General features: G+C 69.1%; 11 protein-coding genes and 1 pseudogene. 8 read left to right on the top strand and 4 right to left on the bottom strand.

The window, feature by feature from the left end; all coding sequences use genetic code 11:
* Positions 1–99 precede the first annotated feature (99 nt).
* Positions 100–879, bottom strand: coding sequence for a transcriptional repressor LexA (gene lexA, locus AC07C1_RS05880; protein ID WP_333772146.1), 780 nt, complete (start codon positions 877–879; stop codon positions 100–102).
* 561 nt (positions 880–1,440) lie between these two features.
* On the opposite strand from lexA, the gene nrdR reads away from it, so the two are divergent.
* Both nrdR and AC07C1_RS05870 read left to right on the top strand, forming a co-directional pair.
* A complete protein-coding gene (nrdR, locus tag AC07C1_RS05875) occupies positions 1,441–1,992 on the top strand; it encodes a transcriptional regulator NrdR (RefSeq protein ID WP_478937151.1) in 552 nt (183 codons plus the stop codon).
* Positions 1,993–2,152: 160 nt separating this feature from the next.
* Complete coding sequence (locus tag AC07C1_RS05870) at positions 2,153–5,056, top strand: vitamin B12-dependent ribonucleotide reductase (RefSeq protein ID WP_478937150.1); 2,904 nt, start codon at positions 2,153–2,155, stop codon at positions 5,054–5,056.
* 70 nt (positions 5,057–5,126) lie between these two features.
* Here AC07C1_RS05870 and AC07C1_RS05865 read toward each other — a convergent pair whose 3' ends face one another.
* Entirely contained in the window at positions 5,127–5,660 is a 534-nt protein-coding gene (locus AC07C1_RS05865) for a TerD family protein (RefSeq protein WP_478937149.1), read from the bottom strand.
* Between the two features lie 152 nt (positions 5,661–5,812).
* On the opposite strand from AC07C1_RS05865, the gene AC07C1_RS05860 reads away from it, so the two are divergent.
* The 3 genes from AC07C1_RS05860 (at position 5,813) to AC07C1_RS05850 (ending at position 8,149) form a co-directional block, all read left to right on the top strand.
* A complete protein-coding gene (locus AC07C1_RS05860; RefSeq protein WP_478937148.1) occupies positions 5,813–6,418 on the top strand; it encodes a YdbC family protein in 606 nt (201 codons plus the stop codon).
* Positions 6,419–6,570: 152 nt separating this feature from the next.
* Positions 6,571–7,254, top strand: a complete 684-nt coding sequence (locus AC07C1_RS05855) for a histidine phosphatase family protein (protein ID WP_478937146.1) — start codon at positions 6,571–6,573, stop codon at positions 7,252–7,254.
* On the top strand, positions 7,244–8,149 hold the full coding sequence (locus AC07C1_RS05850; RefSeq protein ID WP_478937144.1) for an ADP-ribosylglycohydrolase family protein: 906 nt from the start codon (positions 7,244–7,246) through the stop codon (positions 8,147–8,149). Before AC07C1_RS05855 ends, AC07C1_RS05850 begins: the two co-directional genes overlap by 11 nt.
* 186 nt (positions 8,150–8,335) lie before the next feature.
* Here the strand turns inward: AC07C1_RS05850 and AC07C1_RS05845 are convergent.
* Positions 8,336–8,605, bottom strand: a pseudogene (locus tag AC07C1_RS05845) (MFS transporter); the annotation flags it as partial.
* A complete protein-coding gene (locus AC07C1_RS05840) occupies positions 8,596–8,817 on the bottom strand; it encodes a hypothetical protein (protein WP_478937143.1) in 222 nt (73 codons plus the stop codon). The pseudogene AC07C1_RS05845 and the gene AC07C1_RS05840, both read right to left, overlap by 10 nt.
* Positions 8,818–9,438: 621 nt before the next feature.
* Between AC07C1_RS05840 and AC07C1_RS05835 the strand changes: the two genes are divergently transcribed.
* The 3 genes from AC07C1_RS05835 (at position 9,439) to AC07C1_RS05825 (ending at position 12,253) form a co-directional block, all read left to right on the top strand.
* On the top strand, positions 9,439–10,182 hold the full coding sequence (locus tag AC07C1_RS05835; protein ID WP_478937141.1) for a helix-turn-helix transcriptional regulator: 744 nt from the start codon (positions 9,439–9,441) through the stop codon (positions 10,180–10,182).
* Positions 10,183–10,274: 92 nt separating this feature from the next.
* On the top strand, positions 10,275–11,105 hold the full coding sequence (locus AC07C1_RS05830) for a LuxR family transcriptional regulator (RefSeq protein WP_478937140.1): 831 nt from the start codon (positions 10,275–10,277) through the stop codon (positions 11,103–11,105).
* 209 nt (positions 11,106–11,314) lie between these two features.
* Entirely contained in the window at positions 11,315–12,253 is a 939-nt protein-coding gene (locus AC07C1_RS05825) for an ACP S-malonyltransferase (RefSeq protein ID WP_478937139.1), read from the top strand.
* Positions 12,254–12,283 lie beyond the last annotated feature (30 nt).

Raw genomic sequence — 12,283 nt, 5'->3', positions numbered from 1 at the left:
TGTGTCGGCCCGGAGGGCAAACGCAGGGCCCCGGAACCGGCGCAGGGGTTCCGGGGCCCGGTCAGGGGAGCGGGTCGGCCGACCCGCCCGCCGCAGCCGTCACACGCGCCGCAGCACGGCGACGACCTTGCCGAGGATGGTCGCGTCGTCACCGGGGATCGGCTCGTAGGCCGAGTTGTGCGGGAGGAGCCAGACATGGCCGTCCTCGCGCTTGAAACGCTTGACGGTGGCTTCGCCGTCGAGCATGGCGGCGACGATGTCGCCGTTCTCGGCGACCGGCTGGCGGCGGACGGTGACCCAGTCACCGTCGCAGATCGCGGCCTCGATCATGGAGTCGCCCACGACCTTGAGTACGAACAGTTCGCCGTCACCGACGAGCTGGCGGGGGAGGGGGAAGACGTCCTCGACGGACTCCTCCGCGAGGATCGGGCCACCGGCGGCGATACGGCCGACGAGCGGGACGTAGGACGCGGCGGGCTTGCCGGCGGTGTCCGTGGGCTGCACGGTCACGGCCTGGTCGGAGCCGCGCACTTCGTATGCGCGCGGGCGGTGCGGGTCGCGGCGCAGGAAACCCTTGCGCTCGAGCGCCATCAGCTGGTGTGCGACCGAGGACGTGCTGGAGAGGCCGACGGCCTGGCCGATCTCGCGCATCGACGGCGGGTAACCCCGCCGCTGTACGGAGTCCCTGATGACCTCGATCACCCGGCGCTGCCGGTCGGTGAGTCCCGAACTGTCGGCCCGGATGCCTGGAGGTCGGCCCGGCAGAGAGCGCTTGTGCCCCTCGGGATTCGTGGCTTCGTTCATCGCGTGTACCGGCTCGACTCGGCCCTGGGAGCGGTCCTGGGCAGTGATGGTGGCACTGTCTGCGGTGGTGGTCACGTCGGCCCCTCTCGATGGTCTCCCTGCTGCACAACGGTAGTTGCTTTCGAAAGGTTGCGCCAAACACACGTTCGAGTGAAAAAGTGCGATTCACCTGACGCGGTCATGTGTCTGGGTGTATGGCTGACGCGGCACCTGGCGGACAAAAGTGACCATTGTTGTACTCTTCACCGCCGGGGCCTTCGGCCTCGTGGGCCGTCCCCAGTCTGCCATCCGGAACCCGCTCCGCCGGGACCCGGGTCCGTTCTGTGTCGGAGTCCCACGCGTCCTTCGTGCGGCGCCCACGGTATCTCCGTAAGCGCCACAGCGGTACGACTGTGTGTCCGCGTGTTCGGGCGGGTAGCCGGTGACCGCCGGTGCCGGTCGTCTGCTGCCGACACGCGAGTTCGCCTCTGTGTATGAGCCAATCCCCACATGTAGTGGTTGGATGGCTACAGCAGCCCACAAGTTGTGGTCCCCCCGGTCCGGGATGGCTCCGCGATCGCCTATGCTTAGGGCTGCTTCGCGGGGCCCATGGGTCTGGTGAGGCTGTTGAGTCTGCTGTGAGGAGGGTTGGAGATCATGCACTGTCCCTTCTGCAGGCACCCCGACAGCCGCGTGGTCGACAGTCGTACGACCGACGACGGCACGTCGATCCGCAGGCGCCGCCAGTGTCCTGACTGCTCCCGTCGTTTCACGACCGTGGAGACGTGCTCGCTCATGGTGGTCAAGCGGTCCGGAGTCACTGAGCCTTTCAGCCGTACCAAGGTCATCAATGGTGTGCGCAAGGCATGCCAGGGGCGGCCTGTCACCGAGGACGCACTCGCCCAGCTCGGCCAGCGGGTCGAGGAGGCGGTGCGGGCCACCGGAAGCGCCGAGCTGACCACCCATGACGTGGGGCTGGCCATACTCGGCCCGTTGCAGGAGCTGGACCTCGTCGCGTATCTGCGATTCGCCTCCGTCTACCGGGCATTCGACTCGCTCGAGGACTTCGAGGCCGCCATCGCGGAACTGCGGGAGGCGACGCGAGGCCCCGTCGCGGATGACGAAGACGCGGGAGCGGGGAGCAAGGAAGAGGAAAGCGGGCCCTGCGGGACCGGTGAGGTCCCCGTGCCCGCGCACGCCGCCGACTGACCGGCGGGCCGGAAACCGGGAGACCCGGGTTCCGGCCGGGAGGCGGCGACCGAAGACCTGTTGCGGGTGGCGACTGAGGGTGCCCGCAACACAAGACAGAACACGTGCCACGGGAACAATCGGGGCACTTCAGGGCGTTTTCGCCCGACAGGGAGGCGGCATGACAGAGACGGCGAGCGGTCCGGCACGAGGTTCCCGAGCCAAGGGCGGCAAGGCGGGGAACAAGGGACTGCACATCGAGCGCATCCACACCACCCCCGGCGTGCACCCGTACGACGAGGTGACCTGGGAGCGCCGTGACGTCGTCATGACCAACTGGCGCGACGGCTCGGTCAACTTCGAGCAGCGTGGCGTCGAGTTCCCCGACTTCTGGTCGGTGAACGCGGTCAACATCGTCACCAGCAAGTACTTCCGGGGCGCCGTCGGCACCCCGCAGCGCGAGGTCAGCCTCAAGCAGCTGATCGACCGCATCGTGAAGACGTACCGGAAGGCCGGCGAGGACTACAAGTACTTCGCCTCGCCCGCCGACGCCGAGATCTTCGAGCACGAGCTGGCCTACGCCCTCCTGCACCAGATCTTCAGCTTCAACAGCCCCGTCTGGTTCAACGTCGGCACCCCGCAGCCCCAGCAGGTCTCCGCCTGCTTCATCCTGTCCGTCGACGACTCCATGGAGTCGATCCTCGACTGGTACAAGGAAGAGGGCATGATCTTCAAGGGCGGCTCCGGCGCCGGCCTGAACCTCTCCCGCATCCGCTCCTCCAAGGAGCTGCTCTCCTCCGGCGGCAACGCCTCCGGTCCCGTCTCCTTCATGCGCGGCGCCGACGCCTCCGCCGGCACCATCAAGTCCGGTGGTGCCACCCGCCGCGCCGCCAAGATGGTCGTGCTCGACGTCGATCACCCCGACATCGAGGACTTCATCGAGACCAAGGTCAAGGAAGAGGAGAAGATCCGCGTCCTGCGCGACGCGGGCTACGACATGGACCTGGGCGGCGACGACATCACGTCCGTCCAGTACCAGAACGCCAACAACTCGGTCCGTGTGAACGACGAGTTCATGACGGCGGTCGAGGCGGCGGGCAGGTTCGGCCTGCGTGCCCGTATGACCGGTGAGGTCATCGAGGAGGTCGACGCCAAGGCGCTCTTCCGCAAGATCGCCGAGGCCGCGTGGGCCTGCGCCGACCCGGGCATCCAGTACGACGACACCATCAACAACTGGCACACCTGCCCCGAGTCCGGCCGGATCACCGCGTCGAACCCGTGCAGCGAGTACATGCACCTGGACAACACGTCCTGCAACCTGGCCTCGCTGAACCTGATGAAGTTCCTCAAGGACGACGGCAAGGGCACCCAGTCCTTCGAGACCGAGCGCTTCCAGAAGGTCGTCGAGCTGGTCATCACCGCGATGGACATCTCGATCTGCTTCGCGGACTTCCCGACCCAGAAGATCGGCGAGAACACCCGCGCGTTCCGCCAGCTCGGCATCGGCTACGCCAACCTCGGCGCGCTGCTGATGGCCACCGGGCACGCCTACGACTCCGACGGCGGCCGCGCCCTGGCCGGCGCCATCACCTCCCTGATGACGGGCACGGCCTACCGCCGCTCCGCCGAGCTGGCCGCTGTGGTGGGCCCCTACGACGGCTACGCCCGCAACGCCGACGCCCACAACCGCGTCATGAAGCAGCACTCCGACGCCAACGGCACGGCCGTCCGCATGGACGACCTGGACACCCCGGTGTGGGCCGCCGCCACGGAGGCCTGGCAGGACGTCGTCCGCCTCGGCGAGAAGAACGGTTTCCGTAACTCCCAGGCGTCCGTCCTCGCCCCGACCGGCACCATCGGCCTCGCGATGTCCTGCGACACCACCGGTGTCGAGCCCGACCTCGCGCTGGTCAAGTTCAAGAAGCTCGTCGGCGGCGGCTCGATGCAGATCGTCAACGGCACCGTCCCGCAGGCCCTGCGCCGCCTGGGCTACCAGGAGGAGCAGATCGAGGCGATCGTCGCCCACATCGCCGAGCACGGCAATGTGATCGACGCCCCCGGTCTCAAGCCCGCGCACTACGAGGTGTTCGACTGCGCCATGGGCGAGCGCGCCATCTCCCCGATGGGCCACGTCCGCATGATGGCCGCGATCCAGCCGTGGATCTCCGGCGCCATCTCCAAGACGGTCAACATGCCGGAGACGGCGACCGTCGAGGAGGTCGAGGAGATCTACTACGAGGCCTGGAAGCTCGGCGTCAAGGCGCTCGCGATCTACCGCGACAACTGCAAGGTCGGCCAGCCGCTCTCCGCCAAGACCAAGGAGAAGGAGAAGGCCGAGGTCACGGAGAAGGCCGAGGCGACCATCCGCGAGACGGTCGAGAAGGTCATCGAGTACCGCCCCGTCCGCAAGCGCCTTCCCAAGGGCCGCCCGGGTATCACCACCTCCTTCACGGTCGGCGGCGCCGAGGGCTACATGACGGCGAACTCCTACCCGGACGACGGTCTCGGCGAGGTCTTCCTGAAGATGTCCAAGCAGGGGTCCACCCTCGCCGGCATGATGGACGCCTTCTCGATCGCCGTCTCCGTCGGTCTGCAGTACGGCGTGCCGCTGGAGACGTACGTCTCGAAGTTCACCAACATGCGCTTCGAGCCGGCCGGCATGACGGACGACCCGGACGTGCGGATGGCTCAGTCGATCGTCGACTACATCTTCCGCCGCCTGGCGCTGGACTTCCTGCCCTTCGAGACGCGCTCCGCGCTCGGCATCCACTCCGCCGAGGAGCGCCAGCGTCACCTGGAGACGGGTTCCTACGAGCAGTCCCTCGACGACGACGAGGTCGACGTCGAAGGCCTGGCCCAGTCGGCGCCGCGCGCCCAGGAGCTGAAGGCGGTCGCCACGCCGAAGGCCGAGGTCGAGGCGGCCGAGCCCGCCCCGAAGCAGGCCCACACCAGCGCCGAGCTGGTGGAGATGCAGCTGGGCATCCAGGCCGACGCCCCGCTGTGCTTCTCCTGCGGGACGAAGATGCAGCGGGCCGGTTCCTGCTACATCTGCGAGGGCTGCGGCTCGACCAGCGGCTGCAGCTGATGACACGCGGTTTCTGAGGTAGGGGGCGTCGGCAATGGCCGGCGCCCCTTACCCGTGTGCGGCTGCGGCCTCACGGCCGGTGCGCCCTGCCCATGACCCGGGTGAAGTCCGCCGGGTCCTCGTCGAATCCGCGCACGCCGGGACGGAACGCCCACTCGCCCGAGTCGTCGCGCACGAACTCGGCGATCGCGGCGGCCGTCGCCCCCAGAACCGAACCGAAGTCGTCCTCGGCGAGCACGGTGTAGCCCTCCCGGATCCGCATGGCCGGATTCAGCACGTTGACGAACGTCTTGGGCCCGGGGCGCTGCTGGATGACGACACCCACCACCACGCGCGCGTAGCGGCCGTCGAGGCGGTCGAGTTCCAGCGTCATCACCTCGTCCCACCCGAACCCCCGGCCATCCGTGCTGTCCCGGTTGAGGAAGATGGTGCCGTCCGGTGAGCGGCTGTCGAAATGCACCAGATAGGCCGGAGTTCCATAGGCGTCGTCCGACACGAACGTCCCGGCGACGATGTCGAGATCGGTGGGCGGCTGACCCGCCGGACTCGGATCCCACTTGAGCGCGACCTCGACCTTGTGGAGTCCCTTGCTGAAGCCGGTCACCAGGCTCCCCCTTCCCCCTGAAGATCCGTCACCCCCAACTCACGCAGAGTCAGGCCTGTTTGTCCATCGTGCCATGGCCGCCGGGGCGCACGCGCGGGAGATCTCCGCCGGAGCGTGACCGACGCCACGCCCGCTGGCCGTACGATGGCGCGGTGCTGGTCAAGTGGATTCGCTGCACCGTGGTGGACCGCCGCGGCTTCGAGCGGGGGCAGCGGAAATGGGCGGGGCTTCCGGGGGAGCCGGGTTTTCGGGGACAGGGCGGAGGCTGGAGCCGGCAGCGGCAGGGGGTGGCGCACGTCTTCGCCTTCTGGGAGAGCCGCGCCTTCTACGACTCCTTCATGGCCCGCTCCCACGACCGCCTGGCGGCCGCCCAGGTCGGCACGTTCAAGGACGCCCAGGTCAAGCTCTTCGAGTACCGCTTCGATGTGAAGACGGGCTTCGAGCCGCGGTTCACCGACGCCGATCTGATCCGCGTGGCCCTGTGCCAGGTGCATGAAGAACGCGTGGAACACTTCGCCCTCATGCAGGAGAAGGTCTGGAACCCCGCGATGGCCGGTTCGCCGGGCATGATCCGCGGCATGTTCGGCGAGGCGCCCGAGCAGGAGTTCCTGGTCCTGTCGATGTGGCGGTCGGCCGCCGAGCACGGAAAGTACCGCACCGAGCGCGTGGAACGCCTTGCCCTGCGCGCCCAGACGGAGGCGGACGTCGCGGCGCTCTCGGGTGACATCGTGGAGCTGGAGCCGACCTGGACGGTCTGAGCCCGGCATGACATGGTTTGAAACTCAAACGCACCGCCTCGGTGCGTCGCACGCGGTCCACCGAGAGCGCGAGACGCTGGATTTGTGTGACCTACGCCGTATGAGGCCCGTACGGGTGCTCGACCTTCCCCCACTCGATCTAGGGTTTTGGCATGGCACGACCACGGCGCATCGTCCTTGTCCGGCACGGCGAGTCAACCGGCAACATTGACGACTCCGTGTACGAACGCGAGCCCGACCACGCACTCGCGCTGACCGAGCGCGGTCGGAGGCAGGCCGAGGAGACCGGCAGGAGACTGCGGGAACTCTTCGGCCGGGAGCGCGTGAGCGTGTACGTGTCCCCGTACCGCCGTACGCACGAGACGCTTGACGCCTTCCACCTCGACCCCGACCTCGTGCGCGTCCGCGAGGAGCCCAGACTGCGCGAGCAGGACTGGGGCAACTGGCAGGACCGGGACGACGTGCGCCTGCAGAAGGCCTACCGCGACGCCTACGGCCACTTCTTCTTCCGGTTCCCGCAGGGAGAGTCGGGTGCCGACGTGTACGACCGGGTCGGCGGCTTCCTGGAGAGCCTCTTCCGCAGCTTCGAGGCCCCGGACCACCCGCCGAACGTACTCCTGGTGACGCATGGCCTCGCGATGCGGCTGTTCTGCATGCGCTGGTTCCACTGGACGGTCGCGGAATTCGAGTCGCTGGCCAATCCCGGGAACGCCGAGATGCGGATGCTCGTTCTGGGGGAGGACGGCAGGTACACACTCGACCGGCCCTTCGAGCGCTGGCGCGAGCCGGTGCCGTACTGGGGCCACCGGATAGGGTGGCAGGGCGATGACCGCTGATTCCTCTTCCCCCGGCCGACTGGAACGCGCCCTGTCGAGCCTGCGCGGGCTTGCCGTGGGCGACGCCCTGGGCTCCCAGTACTTCGTGCCGGCGAACTACCCCCTGCTGAAGAGCCGCGAGCTGCCCGCAGGACCCTGGCAGTGGACGGACGACACCGAGATGGCCTGCTCCGTGGTCGCCGTGCTCGCCGCCCACCAGCGCGTCGACCAGGATGCGCTGGCCCGCTCCTTCGCCGAGCACCACGACTTCGACCGGGGCTACGGACCCGCGGTCAACCGACTGCTGCGCCTCGTCCGGGAGGGCGGGGACTGGCGTGAGCTGGCCGCCGGGCTCTTCAACGGACGGGGGTCCTGGGGCAACGGCGCGGCGATGCGGATCGCACCTCTGGGTGCCTGGTACGCGGACGATCCGGAGCAGGCCACCCATCAGGCGGAGATCTCGGCCTATCCCACGCACCAGCACCGGGAAGCCGTGGTCGGGGCCATGGCCGTCGCCGCGGCCGCCGCACTGGCCGGCTCGCCGGACGGGCCGCCCAGTCCCGAGGCGCTGCTGGACGGAGTCATCGCCCTGGTGCCGAAGAGCGCCGTCGGCCAGGGTCTCCGCCGTGCCCGGGACATGCTCGACTACGGCGATGCGGCCACCGTCGCGGCTGTCCTGGGGTGCGGGCGGCGTACCACGGCCCACGACACCGTCCCCTTCGCCGTGTGGTCCGCGGCGCGGAGCCTCGGTGACTTCGAGACGGCGTTCTGGACAACCGCCCAGGTGGGTGGGGACGTCGACACGACGTGCGCCATCGTGGGCGGCGTGCTGGCCGCCGGCAAGGCGGGGACGCCGCCCGCGGAATGGGCCGAGCGGACCGAAGCACTGCCGGACTGGGTGCCCACGGGGCTCTGACGGTTCGGTGCGCCGAGGACGGGTCGGTACGCCGAGCCCATCTCCGTGACTCCCCGGACCGTGCTGGTGCCGGGCCTCGCTGACCGGTGGTGAACCCTGCGTGCTCGGCAGGAACTCTCTGTGACCGCCGCCCGTTCTTCGTGTATCCGCTGCACGGTCTGCCGGCCTCGGGAACGGCGGAGAGGTGCCGGAGGCCGCGCCCGCCTCATGCTGGGCGACACCGGTGACGGCGGTGACGGTGGCCGTCACGAAGTTCAGGCCCATGCCGACGCCGAACACCGGCATCGGCCCCAGGACTCCGCCGGGATAGGAGCGGTCGGGCTGGATGAAGGTCTGCCACACCGGCCCGATCCCCACGAACTCCGAGTCGGCCACCATGAACGGGTTGGGGCCGAACGTCGGCAGGAAGCGCTGGGACACACCCGCGCCGACCGCGATCGCGCCCGTCACCGGGAGGAGGCGGCGGAACGGGTGCGCACCTCCACCGTGCCGCGCAGCTTGGCGTGCGCGCCGTTCCAAGTGACGCCCACCATGCTGAACGGGTCCGTGGACTGCGCCCCGGCGTCTTGAGCGACGCGTTCGACCCGGTCAGGGACAGTGAGCGCATATGCGTCTTGATCGGCCCCGCCGCCGACGCCCCGGAGATTTGATTCGACTTTCAACGTCAATTCGTCTCCCTAACCTTCTTGGTGTATGCGCCGGAAAGCCGTGGTGAGACCGTTACGTTTCCCGGATTTCGGTTGCGTGAATGCAGCATCGATCACCCTTCGGTGACCTGGCGAGTGGGTAATTCGGGCGCCGTGTGTGGAATGGGTGGCGTTTGCGCTGGTCATCGTGGCCCCGTTCGCGGTTCGCCGCTGGTCGCGGGCGGGTGCGGCTGGCAGGAACCGGACGTGGTCGCAACGTGGAGCGATGTATTTGCATCTCAGAGTAAAGCGGAGTGAGTCATTCCGTGGGCTGGCGGGCGGGCGTCTGCATCTTGCTGTCAGAGATTTGAAGCAGCTCCCCCTCGGCCTGGTAATGGCGCCTCGGGAAGGGTGGGGATCGTTGCCGCTTCCGGTGTCAATCCGCGTTTGACCACGGTGAGCCGGTGGGTTAACGTCGCCCGGCGTCCGGCTTTTTACGCTGACTAACTCGCGCGTCGATCAAGCATGGTGACTGCATTCCCCGCGCAAGGCTTTGGGGGGTTGCACCGTCGACGCCGGGTTTAACTGCGTTTACCGGATTTACACGATGTGCTAGTAGGTTCGGGGGAACCAGTGATCAATGCTGTCGTTGCGTCGTCAGACATGCGTGCTCCGTCCGCCGCGGCGGGGGCCGCGGAGCTCGAAGAGGCCCTGCTGGAGGCCCGGGCAGTCATCCAGTCGACCGTCTCGCTCTACCGGCGCCACCCCGCGGTCGGGGCCGACGGCATCCACACCAGCGTCTCCGCGCTCCGCGACGCCCTCGCGCAACTCCTCGGCCAGGCCCGCCACTCGGTGTGTGTCTCGCTGTCCAGTGACGACGCGTTCAGTGACACCGTGAAGGAACTGCTGGCCGCGCGGAAGCCCGGCCCGATGGTCCGGGTGCTCCTCGCAGCACCGGCCGCCGACCGCGCCTTCCTCGCCGGACTGGGCGACTCGGCCGACTCCCGCTTCGAAGTGCGCTACTCGGAGGTCGTGTTGCGCAACGCGGTCGTGGTGGACGGCTCCCGGGCCATGGTCTGCGGCGCGCCGGACGGCGGCGGTCAGGCGACCGTCGTGACCGACGCCGCGGCGGCGCGCGCCGTGGAACTGCTCTTCGCCGGCGCCTGGTCGCGTTGCCGCAGGCTCGACGACCACCTCGCGCTCAGCCCCCGGCTGCGCAGTGAGCAGACCTGCCGGATCCTGGAGCGGTTGCTGGTCGGCCGCACCGACGACGTGGCGGCCCGTGAACTCAGCGTCTCCCTGCGGACCTACCGGCGTCACGTCGCCGAGATCATGCGCGAACTCGGCGCCTCGTCCCGCTTCCAGGCCGGTATGCGCGCTGTGGAACTGGGACTGCTGCAGAAGTAGGTCGCACAACGTGGCGTGATGCGCGGCCTCGGCACACCGGGGTTCCGCTCCGCCGCCACGTGCATCGCGGCCGCGGGCCCCACGCCCCGGCCATGACAGGGAAGTTCAACGGGGGAACGGAGCATGAGGTGCCGGACGGGCCCAAGGACAGACTGGAGCAGGCGCTTCTCCAGGTGCAGAGCCTGATCGATTCCACGGTGGCCATCCACCGTGACCGCAGTCTCCAGGAGACAAGGATCAGGGTGGTCGACGGCGGCTACCAGGAGGTGCGCGACCTGATGGCGGATCTCGTCGCCGACGCCTCCAGCACGATAGACATCGTGCACGCCCGCATGCCCGGTGCTGAGCGGGAGCCGGCGCGCAGCGCACGGGCGGGACGGGAACTCGTCCAGGGCGTCCAGGACACCGTGTCGGTGCGGCTGCTGACCAGCCAGGACCTGGTGGACGAGGAGTTCGTCCGCGCACAGCGGGCCGTGGACCGGCCGGTGGAGGTGCGGTTCGCCAGGGTGCCGCCGCTGCGGGCCGTCATCGTCGACGGCGAGGTCGGCTTCGTCGTCGCGGAGTCGGCGGTCGGCTGCCGGGCCTCCGTGGTCAGGGTGCCGGAACTGGTGTATACGCTGCACACCCTCTTCGAAAGCGTGTGGCGCAACGCGGTACCCGCGGGCGAGCGCCTGTTGTTCGACGACCGTGACCGGGGCGGCCTGACCCGGCGGGTGCTCAGTTCCCTGTGTGCAGGTGTGACCGACGAGGTCGCCGCGCGCGATCTCGGGATCTCCATCCGCACCTACCGGCGCCACGTCGCCGAGATCATGGCCCTGCTCGGCGCCAACTGCCGCTTCCAGGCCGGGGCCAGGGCCGTGGAACTGGGCCTGCTGCCGCGTCCCGCACCACGCGGCAGCCACCTCGGCCGACGCGAGGCCTGAAATTCCTGGCAGCTTCCTGAAGCCTCGGTTGCCGCAGGGCGCGTCCCCTCATTGGATGGAGCCCGAGGAACGGGATTCGCGACCGCTCGAAGGTGCGGAATTTCGTCCCGGCGGCTCCGGCACCCCTCGCTCCATGGGCCGCCCCGGTGTACGGGGATCCGTACTCGCTCTCGTCGGGTACGGATCCCCGTCCTCCATGGTGAATTCGTGTGGAAGGTGGGGTCGTGACTGGTCTGCCGACAGGTCTGGTTTTTCCCGGACAGGGGACGCAGAAAGAGGGAATGGGTGAGCCCTGGCGGGAAACCCCGTCCTGGGAAATCACCCGGGACGTTTCCGAGGCTGTGGGAGAGGACCTCCCGGAACTCCTGCTGCGCACGCCGGGCGAGCAATTGCGCCGTACCGACCTGGCGCAACTCGCCGTGTTCACCGTCTCGGTCATCGCGCACGCGGAGGCCGTGCGCCGTGACGCGCTGGGAGGCGTCCCGGTCGCCTGCGCCGGACACAGCCTCGGCGAGTACGCCGCCCTCGCCGCCGCGGGGGCGCTCACCGTCACCGCCGCCGCCGAGCTGGTGGCCTCGCGCGGCCGTGCCATGCGGCGAGCCGCCGAAGCTCGCGAGGGCACCATGGGCGTCCTTGTCGCCGCGCCCCTTGAGGAGGTCGCCGCGCTGGCCGAGCGGCTGCGCGAGAGCGGCCTCGAGGTGTGGGTCGCGAACGTCAACGCACCGGGTCAGACCGTGGTGTCCGGCTCCCTCGAGGGCATCGACCGGATCGAGCAGGAGGCGCCTTCCATCGGCGCCAAGATGATCCGCGTCCAGGTCGGCGGCGCTTTCCACAGCCCCTATATGGCCCCCGCAGCGGAAGCCCTGGCCACTGCGCTGAAGAAGTCCGCCTTCGCCCCGACCCACCTGCCGGTGGTGGCCAACGCCGACGCCGAACCGCACTCGGACGGAGCGGCCTGGCCGGAACTCAGTGCCCGCCAGCTCACCTCGCCGGTGCTGTGGGAGCAGAGCGTGCGCACCCTGGTCGGCCCGCTCGGCTGCCGGCGGCTCGTCGAGATCGGGCCCGCGCGCACGCTGGCCGGGCTGATCCGCCGGATCACCCCGGACACCGAGGTCGCTTCCGTGGACACCCCGGGCGCGCTGGACTGAGGCGCCCGAACCGGCGCAGTGAGGAGACCC

Source organism: Streptomyces sp. NPDC045022, assembly GCF_056432605.1.
This window is presented reverse-complemented; position numbering and strand designations above follow the sequence as displayed.

Bases quoted from the DNA above. Each gene is read 5' to 3' on its own strand.
- AC07C1_RS05855 (WP_478937146.1), top strand. From the start codon at position 6,571: ATGGCACGACCACGGCGCATCGTCCTTGTCCGGCACGGCGAGTCAACC.
- AC07C1_RS05835 (WP_478937141.1), top strand. From the start codon at position 9,439: ATGCGTGCTCCGTCCGCCGCGGCGGGGGCCGCGGAGCTCGAAGAGGCC.
- nrdR (WP_478937151.1), top strand. From the start codon at position 1,441: ATGCACTGTCCCTTCTGCAGGCACCCCGACAGCCGCGTGGTCGACAGT.
- AC07C1_RS05870 (WP_478937150.1), top strand. From the start codon at position 2,153: ATGACAGAGACGGCGAGCGGTCCGGCACGAGGTTCCCGAGCCAAGGGC.
- AC07C1_RS05830 (WP_478937140.1), top strand. From the start codon at position 10,275: ATGACAGGGAAGTTCAACGGGGGAACGGAGCATGAGGTGCCGGACGGG.
- AC07C1_RS05850 (WP_478937144.1), top strand. From the start codon at position 7,244: ATGACCGCTGATTCCTCTTCCCCCGGCCGACTGGAACGCGCCCTGTCG.